The 23,074-nt window shown below is 43.4% G+C and carries 21 protein-coding genes and 1 other RNA gene; 9 read left to right on the top strand and 13 right to left on the bottom strand.

All coding sequences use genetic code 11. From position 1 onward, the window contains the following. The first annotated feature begins 159 nt into the window (after positions 1 to 159). Both mltF and ACED59_RS08920 read left to right on the top strand, forming a co-directional pair. Positions 160 to 1,728, top strand: coding sequence for a membrane-bound lytic murein transglycosylase MltF (gene mltF, locus ACED59_RS08925; protein WP_032499857.1), 1,569 nt, complete (start codon positions 160 to 162; stop codon positions 1,726 to 1,728). A 292-nt stretch (positions 1,729 to 2,020) separates the two neighbouring features. After that, on the top strand, positions 2,021 to 2,155 hold the full coding sequence (locus tag ACED59_RS08920; RefSeq protein WP_010438952.1) for a hypothetical protein: 135 nt from the start codon (positions 2,021 to 2,023) through the stop codon (positions 2,153 to 2,155). A gap of 61 nt (positions 2,156 to 2,216) precedes the next feature. On the opposite strand, the gene tadA is transcribed toward ACED59_RS08920, so the two are convergent. The 7 genes from tadA to ACED59_RS08885 all read right to left on the bottom strand — a co-directional run bounded on the left by tadA (position 2,217) and on the right by ACED59_RS08885 (position 9,178). Continuing rightward, positions 2,217 to 2,855 (bottom strand): tRNA adenosine(34) deaminase TadA, encoded by a 639-nt coding sequence (gene tadA / locus ACED59_RS08915; RefSeq protein WP_017098037.1) that lies wholly within the window; start codon positions 2,853 to 2,855, stop codon positions 2,217 to 2,219. A 76-nt stretch (positions 2,856 to 2,931) separates the two neighbouring features. Further along, positions 2,932 to 4,221, bottom strand: a complete 1,290-nt coding sequence (locus tag ACED59_RS08910) for a hemolysin family protein (protein ID WP_017098038.1) — start codon at positions 4,219 to 4,221, stop codon at positions 2,932 to 2,934. Positions 4,222 to 4,452: 231 nt separating this feature from the next. Then, positions 4,453 to 6,015 carry an AbgT family transporter gene (locus ACED59_RS08905; protein ID WP_012603342.1) on the bottom strand — a complete coding sequence of 521 codons (1,563 nt, stop codon included), beginning with the start codon at positions 6,013 to 6,015 and terminating at the stop codon, positions 4,453 to 4,455. 297 nt (positions 6,016 to 6,312) lie between these two features. Continuing rightward, positions 6,313 to 6,762, bottom strand: coding sequence for a prepilin-type N-terminal cleavage/methylation domain-containing protein (locus ACED59_RS08900; RefSeq protein WP_017098039.1), 450 nt, complete (start codon positions 6,760 to 6,762; stop codon positions 6,313 to 6,315). Continuing rightward, positions 6,752 to 8,062: a hypothetical protein gene (locus ACED59_RS08895; protein WP_017098040.1), complete on the bottom strand. Its 1,311-nt coding sequence runs from the start codon at positions 8,060 to 8,062 to the stop codon at positions 6,752 to 6,754. Before ACED59_RS08895 ends, ACED59_RS08900 begins: the two co-directional genes overlap by 11 nt. Beyond that, complete coding sequence (locus tag ACED59_RS08890) at positions 8,059 to 8,691, bottom strand: PilW family protein (RefSeq protein ID WP_017098041.1); 633 nt, start codon at positions 8,689 to 8,691, stop codon at positions 8,059 to 8,061. The genes ACED59_RS08895 and ACED59_RS08890 overlap by 4 nt, the downstream gene beginning before the upstream one ends. Then, positions 8,672 to 9,178: a GspH/FimT family pseudopilin gene (locus tag ACED59_RS08885; protein WP_017098042.1), complete on the bottom strand. Its 507-nt coding sequence runs from the start codon at positions 9,176 to 9,178 to the stop codon at positions 8,672 to 8,674. The genes ACED59_RS08890 and ACED59_RS08885 overlap by 20 nt, the downstream gene beginning before the upstream one ends. Positions 9,179 to 9,229: 51 nt before the next feature. On the opposite strand from ACED59_RS08885, the gene ACED59_RS08880 reads away from it, so the two are divergent. Then, complete coding sequence (locus ACED59_RS08880) at positions 9,230 to 9,712, top strand: type IV pilin protein (protein WP_009848333.1); 483 nt, start codon at positions 9,230 to 9,232, stop codon at positions 9,710 to 9,712. A gap of 216 nt (positions 9,713 to 9,928) precedes the next feature. On the opposite strand, the gene dnaJ is transcribed toward ACED59_RS08880, so the two are convergent. From dnaJ to grpE, 4 genes are all read right to left on the bottom strand, one after another. Further along, on the bottom strand, positions 9,929 to 11,074 hold the full coding sequence (gene dnaJ, locus ACED59_RS08875) for a molecular chaperone DnaJ (protein ID WP_009848332.1): 1,146 nt from the start codon (positions 11,072 to 11,074) through the stop codon (positions 9,929 to 9,931). A 289-nt stretch (positions 11,075 to 11,363) separates the two neighbouring features. Beyond that, positions 11,364 to 13,277, bottom strand: coding sequence for a molecular chaperone DnaK (gene dnaK / locus ACED59_RS08870; protein ID WP_371704886.1), 1,914 nt, complete (start codon positions 13,275 to 13,277; stop codon positions 11,364 to 11,366). A gap of 342 nt (positions 13,278 to 13,619) precedes the next feature. After that, positions 13,620 to 14,894, bottom strand: coding sequence for a dicarboxylate/amino acid:cation symporter (locus ACED59_RS08865; protein ID WP_009848330.1), 1,275 nt, complete (start codon positions 14,892 to 14,894; stop codon positions 13,620 to 13,622). Positions 14,895 to 15,281: 387 nt separating this feature from the next. Next, entirely contained in the window at positions 15,282 to 15,863 is a 582-nt protein-coding gene (gene grpE, locus ACED59_RS08860; RefSeq protein ID WP_009848329.1) for a nucleotide exchange factor GrpE, read from the bottom strand. Between the two features lie 143 nt (positions 15,864 to 16,006). On the opposite strand from grpE, the gene nadK reads away from it, so the two are divergent. The 3 genes from nadK (at position 16,007) to bamE (ending at position 19,376) form a co-directional block, all read left to right on the top strand. Beyond that, complete coding sequence (gene nadK, locus ACED59_RS08855; protein WP_009848328.1) at positions 16,007 to 16,891, top strand: NAD(+) kinase; 885 nt, start codon at positions 16,007 to 16,009, stop codon at positions 16,889 to 16,891. Positions 16,892 to 17,184: 293 nt separating this feature from the next. Next, the gene (gene recN / locus ACED59_RS08850; protein ID WP_017098044.1) at positions 17,185 to 18,849 is read left to right on the top strand and encodes a DNA repair protein RecN; all 1,665 of its coding nucleotides are present in this window, start codon (positions 17,185 to 17,187) and stop codon (positions 18,847 to 18,849) included. Positions 18,850 to 19,016: 167 nt separating this feature from the next. Continuing rightward, positions 19,017 to 19,376 (top strand): outer membrane protein assembly factor BamE, encoded by a 360-nt coding sequence (gene bamE, locus ACED59_RS08845; protein WP_009848326.1) that lies wholly within the window; start codon positions 19,017 to 19,019, stop codon positions 19,374 to 19,376. A 199-nt stretch (positions 19,377 to 19,575) separates the two neighbouring features. Here the strand turns inward: bamE and ACED59_RS08840 are convergent, their stop codons facing one another. Beyond that, entirely contained in the window at positions 19,576 to 19,887 is a 312-nt protein-coding gene (locus ACED59_RS08840; protein ID WP_017098046.1) for an RnfH family protein, read from the bottom strand. Between the two features lie 3 nt (positions 19,888 to 19,890). Beyond that, the gene (locus ACED59_RS08835; protein ID WP_004735157.1) at positions 19,891 to 20,319 is read right to left on the bottom strand and encodes an SRPBCC family protein; all 429 of its coding nucleotides are present in this window, start codon (positions 20,317 to 20,319) and stop codon (positions 19,891 to 19,893) included. Positions 20,320 to 20,438: 119 nt separating this feature from the next. Here ACED59_RS08835 and smpB point away from each other — a divergent pair, with 119 nt between their 5' ends. From smpB to ACED59_RS08820, 3 genes are all read left to right on the top strand, one after another. Next, positions 20,439 to 20,924 (top strand): SsrA-binding protein SmpB, encoded by a 486-nt coding sequence (gene smpB / locus ACED59_RS08830; protein ID WP_004735156.1) that lies wholly within the window; start codon positions 20,439 to 20,441, stop codon positions 20,922 to 20,924. Between the two features lie 66 nt (positions 20,925 to 20,990). Beyond that, positions 20,991 to 21,357: a transfer-messenger RNA gene (gene ssrA, locus ACED59_RS08825) on the top strand. A gap of 27 nt (positions 21,358 to 21,384) precedes the next feature. Beyond that, the gene (locus tag ACED59_RS08820) at positions 21,385 to 22,956 is read left to right on the top strand and encodes a site-specific integrase (protein WP_080967379.1); all 1,572 of its coding nucleotides are present in this window, start codon (positions 21,385 to 21,387) and stop codon (positions 22,954 to 22,956) included. Positions 22,957 to 23,074: the final 118 nt, after the last annotated feature.

The raw sequence follows: 23,074 nt of genomic DNA, 5'->3' as shown, positions 1-23,074 counted from the left end.
CACCAAAAGCAACCGTTTGCGTGATTTTTTTTATCTTTATGCGTAAATGGTACTTTTGCTGCATTTATCAGCACTTTTACAACTGTTTAAATAAACCTGCTTTGCCAGCCTTGCGGGGTTTGGTATAAAGGGGCTTCCACTTTTCGAGATTTCATTTTGATGCCTAAATTTACGCTCATCTTTTCGTCTAAGTTCCTTCTGCTTGCCATTGCCCTAGTTGGGTTGGCTGGATGCCAGATTGAGTCAGAACCTAAAAGTGTCCTTGAGCAGATACGAGAGCGAGGCGTTCTTCGCGTCGGCACCCTAAATAACCAACTCTCTTATTACATTGGTCCCGATGGCCCTGCTGGTTTGGATTACGAGTTAGCTCGTGAATTTGCGCAGGAGCTTGGTGTACAGCTTGAGATTAAACCCGCTTACCGTTTATCCGGCCTCTTTCCAGCCTTAAAGAAAGGCGAGATCGATCTTATCGCGACAGGGTTAACGCAAAACAATAACCTGACACGCGCTTATCGCGCCGCGCCCGCCTATTACTATGTAAGCCAGCAAGTGGTGTATAAAAAAGGACAGTGGCGCCCAAGAAACCTTCAACAACTGATCAAGTTCGAGAATAAGCGTCAAGCTGATTTCGTAAAAGCACAAACTGAATCAGAAGAAACGGCATCTACCGAAACATTGACGCCATCTTTGGTGGTAGTGAAGGACTCACATTTTGAGCCAACGCTAAAACAGATCCAGAACAAGCACGATGACTTTATCTACGATGCAATAGGTAATGCTGACATCAATGACCTGCTAAAAGAAGTGTCGACTGGTGAACGCTTGTTTACTGTTGCGGACTCGATTGAGCTGTCACTCGCACAACGTTTATACCCAGACGTAGCCTTAGCTTTTGAACTGACAGAAGATCAACCTATCTCTTGGTATTTACAGAAATCTGAAGATGAAAGCCTTTATGCATTACTGATTGAGTTCTTTGGTAACCTAAAACAGTCTGGTGAACTGGCTTCACTGGAAGAGAAGTACATCGGCCATATCGGCACTTTTGATTACGTTGATACTCGTGCATTTATCCGTGCATTGGATAGCAAGCTGCCAAAATGGTCGCCGCTATTTCAGAAATATTCTCAAGAATTTGACTGGCGCTTGATTGCCGCTTTAGCATACCAAGAGTCACACTGGAATCCTGTCGCACGCTCTCCAACCGGTGTTCGAGGCATGATGATGTTGACGCTACCAACCGCGAAGAGCGTTGGTGTAACCAATCGTCTCGATCCGAAACAGTCGGTACAAGGCGGTGTTGAATACCTGCGTCGTATCGTGAATCGAGTACCAGATTCAATCACCCAACACGAGAAGATCTGGTTTGCGCTTGCCTCATATAACGTAGGTTACGGGCACATGATGGATGCTCGTCGCTTAACCAAAGCACAAGGCGGTGATCCTGATGCTTGGGGTGATGTGAAAGACAGGCTTCCTCTGCTAAGACAGAAGAAGTACTACAGCAAAACTCGTTACGGGTATGCGCGTGGTGATGAAGCAAGGAATTACGTTGAGAACATTCGCCGTTATTATCAGAGCATTATTGGCCATGTAAATAAGCGTAATAAAGAGGAAGAAGCGAGCCTTGAAGGTTTGGTCGTTATCCCACCTCTAGAGGTATCAGATGCTGAATCAACAATCAGTGAAACTGAATCCGCAGTGAACGACGCTGAGTCTTCCAAATAAAAGAAAAAGAGCAATGCCATTTAGCATTGCTCTTTTTTATTGCATCACGATAAATGACCAAAACAAACAAAACGCCTGCGATATCCAGAGTGTCATATTGCAGTAACAATCGAACTTTATAACGTCACACCATAAGCGACATAATGCTCTGTTGCATTCAGCTCTTAGCCATCACGATAGTGGTTCAGAAAGCCAACGCTAAGTTCGTGGCAAAGCTTATAAGCAAATAACCACTATAATTAAAACTGAAGTCATACTTACAAAGCCAGACGACAAATAGGAAATCGTTGAAATGATGAAGAACAAACTGAAATCGAAACGCCTTGATAAGACCGTTGCTGCCAACCGTCGTAAGCGTATGCTTTCAAATAATAAGAAGAAGATCATTTGGCGCAACCGTGCTTTCATGCAGATGATTGCTGAGTAAAAGTAATGACCAACTAAGTTTGCTTGGCACTCTTATGATTGAGAGTGCCGAAAGATCGCTGCTATTTTTTGTTACAGACCTTGTTCTTGTTACTGACCTTATTCTTATTACTTGCCTTGTCAGATTCTAAACGCTGCTCTTCCTGCAAACGCTCAAGCTTTCGCTTCTCTTTGATCTCTTTTCTACGGCGCTTAAAAAACGCCTGTAATTGTTCACGACACTCTTCCTCTAACAAACCATGCTCAACATCGGCATAGTGGTATGAGGCTTGGCTTTCAAAGAGATTCAATACCGTACCCGCCGCACCCGCTTTTAAGTCTGGAGCACCAAACACAATGCGCTTTACTCGGCTGTGTAATAAGGCACCCGCGCACATTGGGCAAGGTTCTAAGGTGACATACAAGGTGGTATCAAGTAAGCGATAGTTTTCCAAGGCTTGACCTGCTTTACGCAAGGTTTCGATTTCTGCATGTGCGGTTGCATCGTGGCAGCCAATCGAGCGGTTCCATCCTTCAGAGATAACCTCCCCATCTTTCACTAGAACAGCACCAACGGGAACCTCTCCCTCTTTTTCTGCTTGCTTAGCTACCTCGATGGCGCGTCGCATGAAGATTTCATCTTGAGGGCTGAATTGGTAGTCTGACAAAGGGAGCTCCAGAAAACAAAGGATAAAAACGAAAATAGGTATGCGGTGAAGCATACCTAATCTTCGTGATAATGAACAATAAAGAGATAAGAGGCAATGAACAATCGCCGCTTACTGATTAGGCGGATCGCTAGCTATTGGCGCCTTCTATGTCATCGGCTATTTGCGTCGCTTTGATACTCACAATTCGATTGTTCTCAACAGAGATAACTTCAAACTGCCACTGCTGGTATTGAACAACTTCACCGGCATCAGGTAAGCGCCCTATTAACCAAGTCACTAGGCCATTCAACGTTTGGAAGCTCTCGCTTTCACCCTCAAAATCCGACAGCTCTAAGCGGTTTTTCAGTTCACTGATAGGAATCAATCCATCCACCAGCAATCCATCTTCCACTTGCTCTGTCCAAAGATCTTTAGGGTTGTTCGATAACTCACCAGCAATCGCCTCTAGGATATCGTAATGAGTCACAAGGCCTTGAACATCGCCATATTCATCAACAATGAATGCCATCTCTGTACCCGACTCTTTAAAATAGCCAAGTAGACGTAAAGCCTTCATCGATTCAGGAACATAGATCGGAGAGCGAGATAGCCCCATGATCACTTGAATGTTTAAATTGCCCGCCTGATTCAATAAGGCTTTGGCTGACACCGTACCGACCACTTTATTGAGGTGGTCTTGGCACAATGGAAACACACTATGCTTTGAACTGCGCAGCTTTTTAAATATCTGCTCAACCGGTTGGCTAATATCCAGAAAGTCGACGTCTCGACGTGGCGTCATCAACGAGCTCACCAAACGGTCATCAAGCTGTAAGATATTGCGAATCATCTCTTGCTCGCCACGTTCAATCACACCAGATTCCGAGCCTTCTTTCACGAGTGCATGAATATCATCTTCCGTCACACTGTCTTCTTCGCCACCACGTCCCATTAACTTGAGAATACCTTCCGTAGAAGCAGACAACGCAAACACAAACGGCGTCGCAATTTTAGATAACCAGAAGACAGGCAGCGCGACTAGCACAGCAATGTTTTCAGCTTGAGATTGAGCAAAACGTTTTGGCACTAGCTCACCTACAACAATCGCGAAGTAAGTAATACCCACAACGACTACCGTGGTAGACAGGATATTCGCTTGTGTTGGATCGAGTCCCCACAGTTCAAGTTGAACGGCCAGTGGAGCAGAAAGCGTCGCCTCACCCACAATACCGCTGAGTAGGCCGATTACCGTAATACCGATTTGAATGGTTGAAAGGAAGCGGGTTGGATTTTCTTTGAGCTCAAGAGCAACCTGAGCGGAGCGATGTTTTTCGGCTAAGCGTTTCAGCCGACTATTCTTTGCTGCTACCAGTGCAATCTCTGACATGGCAAACAGACCATTTAAAACAATTAACCCTACTAAAAGCAGAATCTTCATGTGGCTTGGATTTCCTAAATTTACCGGCCAACAATTAGCCGTAATCCGGAGTATAAGCTGAGTGCCTTTATTTTGAATATAAAAAGTTTTGGATATAGAAAGTTTGGGATATAAAAAGTCTTGGCTATAAAAATCTTGGATAAAAAAAACAGAAAAAAATAGCAAAAAAAAGCCCGCACATTTCGGTGCGGGCTTAGCAATGAATAAAGCTTAATTTTGCTTAGTTCAATCTTACATTGTGTAAGTGTAAGGAGCTTGGATACCTAGCGGGATACCAAGAGCCCAGTAACCTAGCAAGAAGATAGACCAACCGATTAGCATAGCAATCGAGAATGGCATCATTAGAGAAGCTAGAGTACCGATACCTGTCGACTTAACGTAACGTTGACAGTAAACAACAACCAGTGGGAAGAACACCATCAGTGGAGAGATGATGTTAGACACTGAATCGCCTACACGGTAAGCCGCTTGAGATAGCTCAGGAGAGATACCCACAACCATTAACATAGGAACTAAGATAGGACCAATCAGTGCCCACTTAGCTGAAGCTGAACCTACAAGAAGGTTAACTGAAGCCGTTAGTAGAATCATACCAACAACCGTTGCTTCACCAGGAAGATCCATTGCTTTCAAGCCTTCAGCACCGTAAAGCGCCAACATAGTTCCGATGTTTGATTGAGCAAATGCTGATAGGAACTGAGCACAGAAGAACGACATTACAATGTATGCGCCCATCGTTGCCATCGTCTCAGACATTGCTTTGATAACATCATTACTATTCTTGAATGTACCCGCTACACGGCCGTAGACGATACCCGGAATAATAAACAGGATGAAAATCAGAGGAACGATAGACTTCATTACTGGTGCTGAGAACGCCGTTAGTTCGCCTTCTGGTGAACGAAGTGCTGAGTTTTCAGGCATTAGAGCCGCGATAAGCAGACCAATACCGGCAACCATTGCCCAACCAGCGAATTTGAATGCTTTAGATTCAATGGCTGTAAATGTACCTAGATCAGGTGCTTGTTCTGCATCTTCATCGACAGGCGTATTAGCAAGACGAGGCTCGATGATTTTCTCTGTAACGTACCAACCAATTGCCACAATTAGAATTGAAGACAAACCAGTAAAGAAGATGTTCGCTAGAGGGTTGATCACATATGCAGGGTCAAGAACGTTTGCCGCTGTTTGAGTGAAACCTGCTAGTAGCGGATCAATACCCGAAGGAATGAAGTTCGCTGAGAAACCACCGGATACACCAGCAAACGCTGCTGCAATACCCGCTAGAGGGTGACGACCCGCAGCGTGGAAGATGATACCGCCAAGAGGGATTACTAGAACGTAACCTGCATCTGCTGCTGTGTGAGACACGATAGCAACAAGGATTAGCATTGGCGTTAGCAACTTAGCTGGCGTGAAATTCAGCATCTTCTTAAGGCCAGTCGTAATGAAGCCTGAAGAGTCAGCAACGCCAACACCTAGCATAGCAACAAGTACGATACCTAGCGGTGCAAAGCCTGTGAACGTGGTAACCATATTCGCTAGGAAGCTAGCAAGCGCTTCACCAGTAAGTAGGTTGTTTACTTCTAGAGCAGCACCCGTTTGAGGGTTGATTAGGTCGAATGAAAGGTTCGACAAAAGTGCAGATGCTACCCATACAATAACTAGAGCCCAGAAGAACAAAATTGCTGGATCTGGAATTTTGTTGCCGGCGCGTTCAATGAAGTTTAGAAAGCGGTCCATACCACTGATCTTCTCAGTCGATGGTGCTTTTTTTACGGCTTGGTTACTCATGGTAACTCCATATGTGATGTTGTTTGTTTAGGCCTAATATAAGTTTTGACCATGGCCTATTGGTACAGCACATATTCTATTAAAGTCGCTGTTAAAAAGCACAAGGTTCCACATCATTTTCCATAAATGGAGACATATTTTGCAAAAATACTGTACAACAGCAACAATATAAAAACACAAAAAACACCATTCCATATACAGAGTTTTAACTGGCACGTAAACAATGTCCGAGGAGTGAAAACTATCAGTAAAGGAGAAGCGTAGGGCTTGGCATGCAGTAAACGTTTGCTTAATAGATCAATCAAATTCACTGTATTTGGAGAGCATAGTTTCGAGGCGAATGCTTTGCGCACGGTTCATGCGATCTTGCCATGCAACAGTCACCGTAATGTTTTTCAAAGCGTGAGACAAGGCACCACTGGCATTTGTCACCTCACAGCTCATCGTATACCCAGAGCCCGACAAACCAGATAAAGGATCCGAACTTGTCGCATTGCGACAGTAGTCCGCTTGATTGAGATCCGTAAAAAGGATTAACCCTACAGCTCCCCCCACATCCGATACACGAGTTCGATAATACTCCATCTGCCTTTCAGCAAAGTGAAGCGCTTCTACACTGTGCAGCGCGTAATCCGATTTTTGTTCTGCATAGACCTGTAGCTTAACCAACCCTAGCGAAGCGATACCGATCAATAGAAAAGAGATCAGGACCTCTATCAAGCTAAAACCTGAATGTTTATAAGTCATTCCATGATCCCTTTTTCCATTTGGCTTTCAAAGGAACACTATGGGGGTTGTATTCGCCTGTGTAATCTAAGTTAATCGAACCTTGAATTGTCGATAACCCGCCTACTGAATCAAAGAACATCCCTCCCTTGGGAAAAAAAGAAGCAAATCCAATATAAACCGAATTGCTCTGCACTAAGCCGGCGATAGGTATCGTATTTGGAACTTTGGCCCATAAGCCGCTCAATAGGTCCGTATCAACATCAGGTGAGGCTGGTTCGTCGTATATGATCATATCATTTAGGTGATAAAAGGAACCATCAAACACACTTGCATTACCGTTCGCAACGATGCCATCTTGAATCACTAATGAACGTGGAGTAATAACACCGGGGATAGGTTCTACCACATTAATTGGTGGGTGATAGACCACGCAATCACCTATCACCCACACCTTATCTTTGCCACTAGTAAAGGCGTTATTAATCGCTTGGCTACACTTATTACCTTGATACTTCCCATTGACTAAATCAATGTGCTTGGGGGGAGATACAGTCCTGTCAATGAGGTCAATCACATGATAATCACGCTTAATCTGGTCAATATTTTCTGGCGTTTTAGATACCCCAAAGTAATTAGAGAAAGTATCGATGGCTGGGTCAAATTTGAAATCTGATTGAAAAGCATTTGAAGGCAATGACCCAACTGAATCAATGGTTGCATTGCGGCTAATATCGGTTGTCGGTTGGCAAGACTCAAAGGTAGGAAAAGGAGGGAGGCCGCCCGTAGGTGTGATTGTCTTTAAACGCCCGCCGCCTTGGTTTTTATAGATCACACTATCTAAGAACCGAACAGACACACATTCGTTAATACCACCGACCGCAGTAAGACTAATATCTGGGGTAATATCGATATTGTGATCAGAAATAAACTCCAAACTCGAATTGGTTTGCATCGCCCCTAGCCCCGACGAATTGTTAAAACTTATCTCTTTGTTCAGAGATAAATAGTGAGCACTCGACACCAATATATTCGGTGTTAGGTTATCTGATTTCAACGTAAGGACTTTCGACTGCTGACAGTGATTCATTAAATCATTGGGAATTGCCGTGAGATCATTTTCAGCTATATAGGTAAAACCACACTCCAACCCAGCCTCGGCGTTCCAATGAGCTTTGCGAACTTGAACTTCATTCTGCGCGACCTTAATTTGATGAAAAACACTGCGATAGGTGCCCAAAGTAACAATTAAAGCACTCAACACTAAAACAGATGTGATTAACAACGTAGCTACTCCAGCTTGCTGCTTTACCGAGGTCATTGCCAATTCCTTTGCTTAACGGTTATAGCGACGCCTTTAGAGATCCCAGCACTCGGAATTGACGCAACAATATTCAAATCAGTGAGCGTAGTGCTCACCCCATTTTTGCTCAACACTTGTGAGGATATTGATAAATCGTCGACGGAAATAATGCTATCGTCGAAAAGTGAGTAGCATGAGGTAACTTGATCATGGGCTAAAATGTTCCCTGGAGTAAGAACGCCCTTTTCACAAACTTTCAATCGAGTCCCCTCCTTTTTATACACGATATTCCTGTAATTTTTTCCGTCAGTTGCTCCCTCTTTCAAATAGACGAACCCCACCTCAACACCACCGCTAACATGAATCGTATTAACGGCATCTAATAGCTTCAGGGATTCACCATTTGAACCATCGTAGCCTGCTCGTTGAATATCTTCTTTCATTACCTGCATCGTGCTCGTAAGGTTTTGCAGCAGCAATAGCTCAATGCCTTTATCTTTGGCTATTCTGTGCCCCGTCATAAATACACTGCCGATAATAGCAATCGCGAATACACCAATAACGGAGGTGACCATCAGTTCAATGAGAGATGCGCCCTTTTGCTTTCGCAAGCTTCTGCTGCGGGCCTTAGCAAGCATAGTAACCATACTGAGCGCCTGATTCGCCGCACACTTTAATTCGCCCCGGAGGGCTAGATAGTTTAATCAAAAGCCGGTCGGTTGAAGCTCTTTTAGGAGCCAAGTAAATCGTACCTCTGGCAGGCCTTCCTCTTACACTTTCAAAGCTGATTTTTGAGCCTGTATAGTTATGAGAAAACGATAAATCTCGAAACGGTTCTCCCGACAACATCAGCAATGTATCACCAGACAGATCTTCCGTAGGCTTCAACCATACTGTCCACTCCCCCGTAGATTGCTCTTCATTTTTAGCCGTCGAGAAATGTACCCAGAGTTTTTGATTTCTTTTCACAGACTCAGACTTTGCCTGTACTAAGAAACCATTCAACTCCCCAGCAAGGCGCTGTATCTTGACTGTTTGGGTGACTGAACTAAAACTCGGAGCAGCCGTCGCTACCAATATCGACAGTATAGACACCGTTATTAACAGCTCTAATAAAGTAAACCCGCGAGTCATTTCCCAAATCCCTATGTAATCAGGTGCGTAATCATATTTAATCTTGCACCGATGCTACCACCCGAGAAAAATGGACAGGGTTATGAAAGGAAACTACTCGTGAAGATTCGAATAAAAAGATGTAACAACAACAATTTAAGTATGAAAGGAATGACACTGATCGAATTATTGATCGCTGTTGCCATTGTAGGAGTACTCAGTGCAATAGCTTATCCAAGCTACACAAGCCATGTTTTAAAATCGCATCGAATGACAGCGATAGGAGATATGGCAAAAATTCAACTTGAACTTGAGAGTGCTTACGCCGGAAATTATGCCACGGCTGCTGGAAACATAGTTTCTGGAGGGACGTGCTCGTTTTGCGATACCGATACAAGCAGGTACACACTAACAATTTCGGCTAGCAGCACCTCATACTCCATTCAAGCTGAACCACACGCACCACAGACAAATGATGACTGCTTAGACTCACCGACTGATATTCTGGAGCTACATCACTCAGGTGTTTCAGAGCCTCAAGCGTGTTGGAAGTAACAAGAGGAGACACTAAAGCCTCTAGGGGGTGATCTGAAAAATTTCGATTATTTTTGCTATGAGCTTCTTTTATACCAATCAAAAAACACAAATCTATAGACACAAAAAAGCCTGCTACATGAGCAGGCTTTTCTACTTTTATCATTAAATTGAAGTATCAATAATTTAAATATCAACAACTTAACGTGTCAATAACCTATTTATCTAATCAGTTGATTACTTAGTTAGGTCATCAAAGAAGTTTTTCACGCCGCTGAAGAAACCTTCAGATTTTGGCTTGTGCTTGCTTGCCGCTTCACCACAACATGTTTCTTCAAATTCACGCAGTAGTTCTTTTTGACGAGAGCTTAGCTTAACCGGTGTTTCAACCACTAGCTTAACGATTAGGTCACCCACACCGCCGCCACGAACGCCTTTCACGCCTTTGCCACGCATACGGAACATACGGCCCGTTTGTGTCTCTTCTGGCACTTTAAGGTTTACACGGCCATCGAGTGTTGGAACTTCAACTTCACCACCTAAAGCAGCCATAGAGAAGCTTACTGGCACTTCGCAGTAAAGGTTGTTGCCGTCACGCTCAAAGATATTGTGCTCTTTTACGTGTACTTGTACGTACAAGTCGCCAGCTGGAGCGCCGTGTTCCCCTGCTTCGCCTTCGCCAGATAGACGAATGCGATCACCAGTATCAACACCTGCTGGGATCTTAACGTTAAGCGTTTTCGTCTTCTGTTTGCGACCTTGGCCATGACATGAGTTACATGGGTCTTTGATGATCTTGCCTTTACCATTACAAGTAGGACAAGTCTGTTGAACCGCAAAGAAACCTTGGCGCATTTGTACCTGGCCGTGGCCATGACAAGTACCACACGTTTGTGCAGAAGAACCCGCTTTAGCACCGCTACCATCACAAATGTCACATTCAACAAGTGTTGGTACTTCAATCTCTTTAGATACACCACGAACGGCTTCTTCTAGAGAAAGCTCCATGTTGTAACGCAAATCAGAACCACGTTGTGCACGCGCTTGACCACCACCACGACGACCGCCGCCGAAGATATCGCCAAATACGTCACCGAAGATATCGCCGAAGTCACCTTGGCCACCGCCGCCGTAACCGCCGCCACCCATGCCACCTTGTTCAAAAGCTGCGTGGCCGTATTGGTCGTAAGCTGCTTTCTTTTGAGCATCGGTTAGGATCTCGTACGCTACTTTTACTTCTTTAAATTTGTCTGCTGCGCTGTCATCACCCTGATTACGGTCCGGGTGGAATTTCATCGCTAAGCGTTTGTACGCTTTTTTAATATCGCGCTCTGATGCATCGCGGCTTACGCCTAATACTTCGTAAAAATCACGTTTTGACATGTTCTAGGTCACCAAAATAATTGCTACTGCCGAATGATCACTTCAGCAGTCTGTGTATCAATCTAGATAAAAGTTCTGTCGGCTGAAACGCCGAATAAAGCTATTATCTAGATCGACAAGTCTAAATACAAATTTACGGGCGTGAGAGTTACCTCTGACGCCCGTATATTTAGAAATCGAAAAACGACTTTTCTAAGCTAAAACACGTTAGTTCAAGGAGAAGGCACGGAGCTTACGGATGTAAGTGAGTACCTTCGACGTAGAAATCACGTGTTATAGCGACGAAAAATTACTTTTTGTCGTCTTTAACTTCTTCAAACTCCGCGTCTACCACGTCGTCGTCTTGCTTAGGTTGTTCACCAGCGTCAGCACCAGCTTGTTCAGCTTGAGCTTTCTGTTGAGCAATTTCCATTAGCTTTTGAGCTGCTTGCATAAGTTCTTGAACTTTAGCGTCGATAGCTTCTTTGTCGTCACCAGACTTAACTGATTCTAGAGCTTCGATAGCTGCTTCGATTTTAGCTTTCTCGTCTGAAGGTAGAGCTTCACCAGCTTCTTCTACTTGCTTCTTAGTGCCGTGAATCATTTGGTCAGCTTGGTTACGTGCAGTTACTAGCTCTTCGAACTTCTTGTCAGCTTCTTTGTTAGCTTCTGCTTCTTGAACCATTGCTTCGATCTCTTCCTCAGACAAACCGCCTGATGCTTGGATAGTGATCTTCTGCTCTTTACCTGTCGCTTTATCTTTAGCAGATACGTTCAGGATACCATCAGCATCTAGGTCGAATGTTACTTCAACTTGTGGCATGCCACGTGGTGCTGGTTGGATACCTTCTAGGTTGAACTGACCAAGAGACTTGTTGTAAGTCGCTTGCTTACGCTCACCTTGAAGAACGTGGATAGTTACTGCGCTTTGGTTATCTTCAGCTGTAGAGAACACTTGATCCGCTTTAGTAGGGATAGTTGTGTTTTTCTCGATAAGCTTAGTCATTACGCCGCCCATCGTTTCGATACCGAAAGATAGAGGAGTAACGTCTAGAAGAAGAACGTCTTTAACTTCACCAGCTAGTACACCACCTTGAACAGCAGCACCCATTGCAACAGCTTCGTCAGGGTTCACGTCTTTACGTGGCTCTTTACCGAAGAATTCAGTTACTTTAGCTTGAACCATAGGCATACGAGTCTGACCACCAACTAGGATAACGTCAGTGATTTCGCCTACAGATAGGTCAGCATCTGCTAGAGCAACTTTTAGTGGCTCAAGAGAACGTTGAACTAGGTCTTCAACTAGAGACTCAAGCTTCGCGCGAGTCACTTTGATGTTCATGTGCTTAGGACCAGTCGCATCTGCAGTAACGTAAGGTAGGTTTACGTCAGTTTGAGTAGTAGAAGAAAGCTCGATTTTCGCTTTTTCTGCTGCTTCTTTAACACGCTGCATTGCTAGTGGATCAGCTTTAAGGTCGATACCTTGCTCTTTCTTGAACTCATCTACTAGGTAGTTGATCATGCGGTTATCGAAATCTTCACCACCAAGGTGAGTATCACCGTTAGTTGAAAGAACTTCGAAAGTCTTCTCGCCTTCTACTTCATCGATTTCGATGATAGAGATATCGAATGTACCACCACCAAGGTCGTATACAGCGATAGTGCGGTCACCACCTTGCTTGTCTAGGCCGTAAGCCAGAGCAGCAGCAGTAGGTTCGTTGATAATACGTTTAACATCTAGACCAGCGATACGGCCAGCATCTTTCGTTGCTTGACGTTGAGCATCGTTGAAGTAAGCAGGAACAGTTACTACTGCGCCAGTTACTTCTTCGCCTAGGAAGTCTTCAGCTGTTTTCTTCATTTTCTTAAGAACTTCAGCAGATACTTGAGGAGCAGCCATTTTTTGGCCTTGCGCTTCAACCCATGCATCACCGTTATCAGCTTTAACAATGTTAAAAGGCATGATTTCGATATCGCGTTGAACTTCTTCATCTTCAAAACGACGGCCGATTAGACGCTTAATCGCGTATAGCGTGTTTTGAGGGTTAGTAACAGCTTGACGTTTCGCAGGTTGACCAACTAGCGTCTCGCCTTCAGTGTATGCGATTACCGATGCTGTTGTGCGTTCGCCTTCAGCATTTTCTAATACGCGTGGTTTGTCACCGTCAAGAACAGCAACACAAGAGTTAGTAGTACCTAAATCAATACCAATGATTCGACCCATCAGGCTTTCTCCGAATAAATTCTATTTAGTTTTTTGCTATACCCACTATGTGGGGGGTAGTAATCAGGGATTCAACCCTAATACACAAATTTAAGTGCAAATGTAATTTGCTTTCGTATGCACCATAGATAAGGGCTCACGAATCCTTTTCAAGGGGGATACTGGATTTTTTCACATTTATTTTGATAAAAGGAATGGTTAGACACGAATACATATCATTACCTTCACATAAGCCTAGTAACTGGGTTTATCACCCAATAAAAAACGGAGCCACTTAGGCTCCGTTTGTCTATTCAGTCTTTCCACTTAGATTTCATCTATTAGATAGAGGAAAATCTCTGATTACGCTTCTGCTTTCTTTAGCTCAGCTTCTTCGTTTGTTTCAACGCCGATTTCGCCTTCAGACTTAGCAACGATAGTGTTAACCGCTGTATCACCTACTACGTTAGAAGAAGTACAGAACATATCGTTGATACGGTCTACCGCAGCAATGATAGCTAGACCTTCTGGTGGTAAACCTAGTTGGTGCAATAGAACACCTACCATTACAACACCACCACCAGGAACACCACCAGCACCGATAGACAGTAGCAAGATAGTTAGACCCAGAGTAAAGATGTCAGCCGTGTTGATTGGTTGACCGAATGCGTTTGCTACGAACATTGTCGCTAGTGCGATGTAGATAGAAACACCAGACATGTTCATTGTCGCACCCAGTGGTACACCGAAGCCTGCCACAGATCTTGATACACCAAGCTTTTCAGTTAGAGTGCGCATTGTTACTGGGATAGTCGCATTCGAACTTGCCGTCGATAGTGAGAAAAGGATTTGCTCGCGAGTTGCACGTAGGAATTGCTTAGGCGTAATACCTGTCGCGATACCAACCATCATTGGGTAGAAGAAGAAAATCCAGAACACTAGCATCGCAACAACAAGCGCTACATAGCCAGCTACAGACATAAGTGTCTCAGCGTTCAGTGTCGCACCTAGTTGAATCATCAGAGCGAATACACCAAATGGCGCCAAGCTCATTACTAGGCCGATAAGCTTCATCATGATTTCGTTAGCCATCTTGAACGTTTTGATCGCTGGACCGCCACGTGAATCAAGAGCCTGAATAGCAAGACCAGTCAAAATTGCCATGAAGATGATCTGTAGCATGTCGCCGCTTGCAAACGCCTGAACTGGGTTGCTAGGAACGATGTTCACAACAAGAGAGAAGATATCTGGAGTTTCAGTTGTTGTTAGTTGAACTGTCTCAGAGATCGTTCCGGCTAAATCTGCACCAGCACCCGGTTGGAAAATAAGGCCAACAGTTAGGGCTGCAGAAATCGCGATGATGGTGTTGATAATGTAAAGAGCAAAAGTTTTACCACCTAGGCGACCGAAAGAACGGATGTCTTTCAATTCAACAATTCCGCAAACGATAGATACGTATACCAGTGGAACAACCAATAGTTTGATCAAAGAGACAAACATACCACCGACACCTTCTGCTAGACCTAGCAGGTAAGTATCAAATACTGCAATACCGTTGAATAGGTACTGAATAGCAGTACCAATAAGTAGGCCGGCAAACAAGCCTACAAAAATCTTACTTGAGAGCGATTTATCCATCGTTCTTCTCCAGTTTGTTGTGTTTGAAATTTGTACTTTTATAGTTATATATGCGAGTTAAATCGCTATATCGCAGTGGATTTTACATACAAAGATAACAATTAAAAGCATTTATTTACAAAAACATTACAAGTGTGACGTCAAAACATTTCTTCATTAACAACTGGTTTCATAATATAAAACTCTAAATCATTGTTCTGGGTAATATAAAAGGAACAACATTCTTAATGCGTTTTTGGTGACTATTTACGTGGGGTCTCAAGTTATAGGCACAAAAAAAGAGAGGCATATGCCTCTCTTTCCATTTTACGTAAACCAGTGATTTATTTTTTCGCCGCGACTACTCAGTCAATGCGCGACTCAATCACTTGGCAGCGTAACACGTCATTACTTAGCAACCATAACCATCGCAGGGCGAACCACACGACCGTTTAACTCGTAACCTTTTTGCATTACGAACATAACCGTGTTTGATTCGTGATCTGGACTTTCTTGGATAGACATCGCTTGGTGGAATTCAGGGTTGAACACTTCACCTTCAGGGTTGATCTCTTTAAGACCAAACTTAGCAACTGTGTCTACGAACGTTTTGTGCGTTAGCTCAACACCTTCAAACAGTGGCTTAACCACTTCGTTTTCAGCATCTGCCGCTTGCATTGCACGCTCTAGGTTGTCGATGACAGGAAGTAGACCTTCAGCAAACTTGTTCAAAGCGAATTTACGCGCCTTATCAATTTCTTGCTCGCTACGGCGACGCATGTTTTCAACTTCAGCTTTTGCGCGAAGAACAGAATCTTGCTGCTCTTTCACTTTAGATTCGCTAGAAAGTAGTGCAGCTTCTAGTTGAGCGATTTTTGCTTCTTGCTCATCAACAGACTCTTCATTTAGCTCAGCTTCTTCAACTTTCTCAGCTTCAGCAATGATTTGATCTAGCTCTTCTTCCGTTACTTTGTTTTCTTCGTTGCTCATGATCTCTCCAGAATTCGTTTTCAATGCAAGTGACAGGTGTGTTTGCACCCCAAATTGATATAAAACACTCGCATAGACGTTCAACTTGCCTTTATTATGGGGATGAAGAATTTTGATTCAAGCCTAATTCGTTTGGAAACGTTATGAAAAAGCCATTTGAAGTCATCGCCATTATTGGTAAACCTCGAGATCAGCAAGCAATTCAGACTCATAGAGAGCTCTATCAGTGGTTAAGTACTGAGGGTTATCAAGTGTTTGTGGATGACAGACTCGCTACAATTTTAGACGATATCCCACAAGAACATTTTTCTAGCCTAATTGAATTAGGTAAACGCGCCGATCTCGCCATTGTGGTGGGTGGTGACGGAAATATGCTCGGTGCCGCTAGAATCTTGTCACGTTTCGATATTTCAGTGATTGGCGTAAACCGAGGTAACCTAGGTTTCCTTACCGATCTTAATCCTGAAAACTTCCAGAGTGCGCTTACTGATGTACTCAAGGGTGAATTCATGGAAGAAGAGCGCTTCTTACTTGAAACTGAAATTCATCGTCATGGCCAAATAAAAAGCCACAACGCCGCACTCAACGAAGCAGTACTTCACCCCGGTCAAGTCGCACATATGATCGAGTTCGAAGTGTATATCGATGACAGCTTCGCCTTCTCACAGCGTTCTGATGGCTTGATCGTCTCAACACCGACAGGTTCTACCGCTTATTCGCTTTCTGGCGGTGGTCCTATCCTGTCATCAAGCTTAAATGCAATTTCATTAGTACCAATGTTCCCACACACCCTTTCAAGCCGACCACTTGTGGTGGATGGAAAGCGTCGTATCAAGCTGATCGTATCGCCAGATAACCGCGGTACACAGGAAGTGAGCTGCGATGGTCAAATCTCGCTACCAGTTTCTCCTGGCGATGAGATCCACATTTACCAAAGTCCGAATGTGCTCAAGCTGATCCACCCTAAAGACTACAACTACTACCATGTTCTGCGTAACAAACTAGGCTGGTCGAGTAAGTTGTTCTAAAAGAATAAAAGCTCCAGAAGTAACCGAATTATGAAAGGCTGACGACGTTCGTCAGCCTTTTTTATTGCCCATAGAAAGCCCGTCGGCTCTCGCTTCTCTGCAATTCCTTATACCTCCACTCCCGACAGGGAGGAACAACTGAATTGGGAATCTACTGCGGTTTCAGTGATCTACGGACGCGCTCAATTCTGAGATCGGTCACAAAAAATTTTTACCTGTCGACTTTACTGTATAAAGAAACAGTATATACTGAGCTTATATACAGTATTGTTCAGTTATACAGGTAAATAAAAATGCTGGCTCATCTAAGTGTTAATAATTTCGCTATTGTTAAGTCTTTACAGCTAGAACTCTCTAAAGGCATGACAACAATCACCGGAGAAACTGGTGCGGGTAAATCTATCGCTATCGACGCTTTAGGCTTGTGTCTTGGAGGAAGATCTGATGCAGGAATGGTTCGACAAGGTGAAGAAAAAACCGAAGTCAGTGCCGCTTTTTTACTTGAGAACAATCTGCATGCTACCCGCTGGTTAGAAGACAATGAACTGCTTGATGGCGGTGAATGCATCCTACGCAGAACCATCTCTAAAGAAGGTCGTTCTCGCGCATTCATCAACGGCAGTCCCGTGCCTCTTTCACAATTAAAATCGCTTGGACAGCTGTTGATCAACATTCATGGTCAACACGCGCACCATCAGTTGATGAAAAGCGATTACCAAATGGCCATGCTTGATCAATACGCAGGTCACTTGAACCTATTGAAATCGACACGTAATGCTTACCAAGCCTGGCGACAAGCCGATAACCACTTGAAAGAGTTACGTGAAAATAGCCAGCAAAACCAAGCTCAAAAACAACTTCTTGAATACCAAATCAAAGAGTTAAATGAGCTGTCTATTGGGGAGGAAGAATATGAAGACCTCGAACAAGAGCATAAGCGCCTCTCCAATAGCGGAGAACTGGCCACAACCTGCCAACAAGCTATCGAGCTTATTTATGAAGGTGAAGAAGTTAATGCGCTTGGTATTCTGCAATCGGCCAATAACTCCTTAATTCAGTTAGCGGAGCTAGATGAAAGATTGGCTGAGTTACCAAACTTATTGTCTGAAGCCATTATTCAGATTGAAGAAACCAACAACGAGTTAAGAACATACCTAGACAGCATTGATGTTGATCCCGGTCGTATGGCTTACGTTGAGGAGCGTTTCTCTAAAGTGATGTCGATGTCTCGTAAACACCACGTATTACCTGAAGAACTGTATAAGCACCATCAAGACTTACTACAACAAGTTGAAGCGCTTGATTGCTCTGATGAAAAATTGGAAGAATTGGCAAACGAGGTAGAAAACCAATACCAGTCGTTCGTGGCTAAATCAGAGAAGCTTCATAAATCTCGAACTCGTTACGCAAAAGAACTCAACAAGCTGATCACGCAAAGCATGCATGAACTGAGCATGGAAAAAGCGCAGTTTGCCATTGAAGTAAACAACACCAACACACACCCTTCTCCATTAGGTATGGATAACGTGACCTTCATTGTTTCGACCAACCCAGGTCAACCAATGCAGCCCATTGCTAAAGTGGCTTCTGGGGGCGAGTTATCACGAATCTCACTAGCGATTCAGGTGATCACAGCGCAAAAAGTGGATACACCAAGCCTGATTTTCGATGAAGTCGATGTGGGTATCAGTGGACCAACCGCTGCGGTTGTCGGAAAAATGCTACGTAAGCTGGGCGAATCTACGCAAGTTATGTGTGTAACGCACTTACCTCAAGTGGCAGGTTGTGGACATCAACAACTGTTCGTTGCAAAGAACACGAAATCAGGTAAAACCGAGACTCAAATGCACACGCTTGATGAACAACAACGCGTTTCAGAGCTTGCTCGACTGCTTGGTGGCAGCCAAATTACCGAATCGACGCTTGCCAATGCAAAAGAGTTATTAATCGCAGCATAGGTTACATATTCAGCAACTTTCTGATAATTTACCGAAAATTCTTGGCAATTTTGCAACTTAATTCAAAATTGCCAGTCATAACAAGCTCAAAGCGCAAGGAGCTTTTTACTTCTTGCTGGAGCTTGTTTATTATCAGGCAGTATTTTAGCGAAGAAAGATCTCAAACTATGCGAATTAAAAAGTGGTTAGTTGCAGTTCCACTTGCACTAACAATGTTGACCGGTTGCTCTCTACTAGAGAAGTTGGTTTATCGAATTGACATCAATCAGGGTAACTATGTTGAACAAGAAGCTGTCGATCAGCTCAAGTTTGGCATGACAAAAACACAAGTTCGTTACGTTATGGGCTCACCTATGCTTATCGAAAATGGCTACCCAGATACGTGGTACTACATTTACCACCACCAAAAAGGCCATAACGACCCTATCCAGAAAAACCTTGTCGTGAACTTTGATGCCACTGGCACTCTAGTAACGATCAATGGTGATTTTGAAGCCAGTGATGAGTTCTTCGAAAGCCTTCGCTAGCTTTCAGTCAACAAAGCTCTCAGCTGATAAAGCTTTCCGGTCGACAAAACTATCAGTCGACAAGGTATGAATCGCAAAAGCCTGCTCACATGAGCAGGCTTTTTAATATCTGCTAACAAATTAGCTGCGTGTCTAACCAACAGGCACAAAAAAGCTCGCCAACATTGCGAGCTCTCTTCTTAGTCGAATTTTTTTAGCACTACGATTTAGCTGCGGCTGCTTTCGCTTGCTCAGCACGCTTACGGCGGATCTCTTTTGGATCGGCTAACAGTGCTCGGTAGATTTCGATACGATCTTTATCGCGAACCGTCGCATCTACCTTAACGTTGCGGCTGAATACGCCAACCTTGTTTTTTGCTAAGTCGATCTCTGGGTACAATTCCAAAACGCCAGACTGCGCAATGATCTCTTCAACGGTCGCGTGCTTGTTTACTACTAAAGTAAACACACGCTGTTCATGCGGAAGTGCAAACACAACCTCTACGTGGATCATATCCGATTCAATAGTCATGGCTTAGTAGACCTGTTTCGCGCGTTGAGTAAAAGCACTGACCATATTACTCGTCAGCTCATTGAAAACCTTACCAAATGCCATTTCAATCATTCGGCTAGAGAATTCAAACTCTAACTTAAGCTCAACCTTACACGCTTGCTCATCGAGCGGAGTAAAATACCAACCACCCTGCAGCTTTTTAAACGGGCCGTCCACCAGCTCCATCAAGATCTCAGCGCCATCCGCTAAGCGGTTCGATGTGGTAAATGTTTTGCTGATACCCGCTTTAGAGACATCAACTGAAGCTACCATAGTTGAATCTGAAGATTCGATCACACGTGAACCAGAACACCCTGGCAAAAACTCGTGATAACGAGCAACATCATTGACCAAGCTGAACATCTGGTCGGCACTAAACGACACTAATGCTGAACGAGTAACCTTTGGCATATAGACTCCTGTTAAAGACAGCGTTACATTAACACAAACTGCAATTTTAATTGTATTGGGCCAGAGCGCAAATAAAAAGGATTCCCCAACTAGGGTGCAATCCGTATAATGAGGCCATTATGGCAAAGAATAAATCAAAATCAAAAGCCGGTAGTAATACCATTGCGCTTAATAAGAAAGCTCGCCACGAATATTTCATCGATGATGAGATAGAAGCGGGGCTTGAGCTACAAGGCTGGGAAGTAAAATCCCTACGTGAAGGCAAAACCAATATCGCAGAAAGCTACGTCTACATCAGAGACGGCGAAGCATTCATCAGTGGTATGACGATCACTCCGCTCACTCAAGCGAGTACTCATATCGTGGCGAACCCAACACGCATCCGTAAACTACTAATGTCGAGAAAAGAACTCGACAACCTTATCGGTCGTATTAACCGTGAAGGCATGACACTTGTCGCAACCGCGCTTTACTGGTCTCGCTCTTGGGCGAAGATTAAAGTTGGCGTAGCGAAAGGTAAAAAGCTGCACGATAAACGTACTGATATGAAAGAAAAAGATTGGGCGAGAGATAAAGCACGAATTATGAAGAGTAATTTGCGTTAATTTTAAGCACTTAAACGCACAGTGCTAGACAGGCAAAGCTTTTCTGGTACTATGCAAATAACACTTGGGGCTGATTTAGGATTCGACAGGAATTTTGAAGTCTGAGGTGCATGCCGTGGGGCGGTTGGCCACGTTAAAAGCCGCAAAAAAATAGTCGCAAACGACGAAAACTACGCACTAGCAGCTTAATAACCTGCTCAGAGCTCTCTTACCCTAGCTTCCGCTCGTAAGACGGGGACCAATAAGAGATCAAACCCAAACTAGCTAGCGCGGATTCTCCCACCTGAGAGGAAAAGCGCGAATAACAATTCAGGTTAGCCTTTAACTAGCGTGTCGGTTCGCAGGTTGCTGGTGAAATTAAAGATCGACTAAGCATGTAGTACCAATGATGAATGATTTTTGGACGCGGGTTCAACTCCCGCCAGCTCCACCAAATCGATTTGAAAGGGCTTGTAGATCAATGATTTACAAGCCCTTTTTGTATCTACAAGGTTTATGTGATCCACAAAGTGCTGCACAATGTGATCCACATATGACAAATGCCACCTATCTAACAACCAGAAATAATACTTACTACTTCAAAAAACGCATCCCTGCCGATCTACGCTGTATCTTCAATAAATCACACTTCTACACGTCATTAAAAACAACAAAATGGGCAACAGCCCTTTGCATGTCATCATCACTTGTAAGTCAAACAGACTTACTTTTTTCAAATACAAGAAAGAAGATGAATACAATGACGAATGAAGATCTAACTGAAACCATCTATGCAATTATGCATGGTACAAAGCCTAAAACAATAAACCCAAATACAAATGAATGGATATCAGTGCGTCTTATCAATCATCCAGACGGAACTACAGAACAAGTAACAGAAGTTCACCATGAAGGACAAACAAGTGAAGAAATAGCAGCGGATCACTGTTCACTTGAAATATTAACTGCACAACAAGCCCCTACTTCTACATCAACATCCCTAAAAGAACCAATTAACACATTATCTGACGTAGTAGAACGCTTTATGGCATCCAAAACTGCATCAGGAACAATTCAAGACAAAGGACTAGAAGCAAATAAAGCACATTTAACCTTACTGCTAGACTTCTTTGGTGCAGATACAAGTATCCGCACTATCCGACTTGAACAAGCAGAAGAATTTCGTAATTTACTATTAAAACTTCCACCTAATCGTTCAAAAAACAAGAAGTTAAAAGGTAAATCGTTATCTGAAATAGTAGATATGAATTTGAAACCACAAGCGATAGCGACTGTTAAAGGGACTATTCAAAAGTGTTCAACGTTTTTCCAATGGGCAACAAAAGCAGACTACGTAGATCAGAACTACTTCTACAAGATGCCAATGCCAAAAGATAACCGTAAAGAAAGCGAACAACGTGATCGTTGGTACAAAGAAGATCTACATAAACTGTTCAGTATGCCGATCTGGTCAGAACATAAGAATATTAAACATGCCTATTACTATTGGTTGCCCTTGTTATCCTTATATACAGGCGCACGTTTAAATGAACTTGCCCAAATGAAACCAGATAACGTTATACATGCAGATAATATTCAATGCTTTCAAATCACAGATGAAGATGAAGGTCAGAAACTGAAAAACACCAGTTCTAAACGTCTAATTCCAGTGCATCCACACCTAATTGAACTTGGTTTTGATGAATACCTAAAACAACGGCAAGGTAAAGAATGGTTATTTGATGGTTTACTTACAAATAATGGTGATTTACCACGTGATGGCTTTTCACATAACGCTTCAAAGTGGTTCAACCGCTTACGTAAGCAGAATAACCTTTCACATGTAGACTTCCATAGTTTCAGACATACTGTTGCTGATGAATTAAAGCAAAATCAAGTACCAGCACAACAAGCGTCTTCATTACTTGGGCATAAAGATCAGACAATTACATATGCACGTTATGGTAAAGATCTGAATATTCGATTAATGAATAAAACCGTTCAAGTATTAGATTTCACAGACGTATTGAAGAACGTAAAGCCGTGGAAGTAAGGCATGAACTATTTTTAGACAGATTGGTCAACGCGTGTTACGCGTATACATATAGATGTACTATGTAATGTAACAATACTGTCTGATAACCCAAAAATGAAAAAGCCGTCAAAAATGC

This window comes from Vibrio sp. FF266, assembly GCF_041439695.1.
Taxonomy (GTDB): Bacteria; Pseudomonadota; Gammaproteobacteria; order Enterobacterales; family Vibrionaceae; genus Vibrio; species Vibrio tasmaniensis_A.
The sequence above is the reverse complement of the archived record's forward strand: the minus strand, read 5'-3'. Positions and strand labels throughout refer to the sequence as shown.

Bases quoted from the DNA above. Each gene is read 5' to 3' on its own strand.
- mltF (WP_032499857.1), top strand. From the start codon at position 160: ATGCCTAAATTTACGCTCATCTTTTCGTCTAAGTTCCTTCTGCTTGCC.
- bamE (WP_009848326.1), top strand. From the start codon at position 19,017: ATGCGAATTAAAAAGTGGTTAGTTGCAGTTCCACTTGCACTAACAATG.
- dnaJ (WP_009848332.1), bottom strand. From the start codon at position 11,074: ATGTCAAAACGTGATTTTTACGAAGTATTAGGCGTAAGCCGCGATGCA.
- grpE (WP_009848329.1), bottom strand. From the start codon at position 15,863: ATGAGCAACGAAGAAAACAAAGTAACGGAAGAAGAGCTAGATCAAATC.
- nadK (WP_009848328.1), top strand. From the start codon at position 16,007: ATGAAAAAGCCATTTGAAGTCATCGCCATTATTGGTAAACCTCGAGAT.
- ACED59_RS08920 (WP_010438952.1), top strand. From the start codon at position 2,021: ATGATGAAGAACAAACTGAAATCGAAACGCCTTGATAAGACCGTTGCT.
- ACED59_RS08910 (WP_017098038.1), bottom strand. From the start codon at position 4,221: ATGAAGATTCTGCTTTTAGTAGGGTTAATTGTTTTAAATGGTCTGTTT.
- ACED59_RS08880 (WP_009848333.1), top strand. From the start codon at position 9,230: ATGCTACCACCCGAGAAAAATGGACAGGGTTATGAAAGGAAACTACTC.
- ACED59_RS08895 (WP_017098040.1), bottom strand. From the start codon at position 8,062: ATGACCTCGGTAAAGCAGCAAGCTGGAGTAGCTACGTTGTTAATCACA.
- ACED59_RS08840 (WP_017098046.1), bottom strand. From the start codon at position 19,887: ATGACTATTGAATCGGATATGATCCACGTAGAGGTTGTGTTTGCACTT.
- ACED59_RS08900 (WP_017098039.1), bottom strand. From the start codon at position 6,762: ATGACTTATAAACATTCAGGTTTTAGCTTGATAGAGGTCCTGATCTCT.
- ACED59_RS08820 (WP_080967379.1), top strand. From the start codon at position 21,385: ATGATTTACAAGCCCTTTTTGTATCTACAAGGTTTATGTGATCCACAA.
- smpB (WP_004735156.1), top strand. From the start codon at position 20,439: ATGGCAAAGAATAAATCAAAATCAAAAGCCGGTAGTAATACCATTGCG.
- ACED59_RS08865 (WP_009848330.1), bottom strand. From the start codon at position 14,894: ATGGATAAATCGCTCTCAAGTAAGATTTTTGTAGGCTTGTTTGCCGGC.
- ACED59_RS08905 (WP_012603342.1), bottom strand. From the start codon at position 6,015: ATGAGTAACCAAGCCGTAAAAAAAGCACCATCGACTGAGAAGATCAGT.
- ACED59_RS08890 (WP_017098041.1), bottom strand. From the start codon at position 8,691: ATGGTTACTATGCTTGCTAAGGCCCGCAGCAGAAGCTTGCGAAAGCAA.
- tadA (WP_017098037.1), bottom strand. From the start codon at position 2,855: ATGCTTCACCGCATACCTATTTTCGTTTTTATCCTTTGTTTTCTGGAG.
- ACED59_RS08885 (WP_017098042.1), bottom strand. From the start codon at position 9,178: ATGACTCGCGGGTTTACTTTATTAGAGCTGTTAATAACGGTGTCTATA.
- dnaK (WP_371704886.1), bottom strand. From the start codon at position 13,277: ATGGGTCGAATCATTGGTATTGATTTAGGTACTACTAACTCTTGTGTT.
- recN (WP_017098044.1), top strand. From the start codon at position 17,185: ATGCTGGCTCATCTAAGTGTTAATAATTTCGCTATTGTTAAGTCTTTA.
- ACED59_RS08835 (WP_004735157.1), bottom strand. From the start codon at position 20,319: ATGCCAAAGGTTACTCGTTCAGCATTAGTGTCGTTTAGTGCCGACCAG.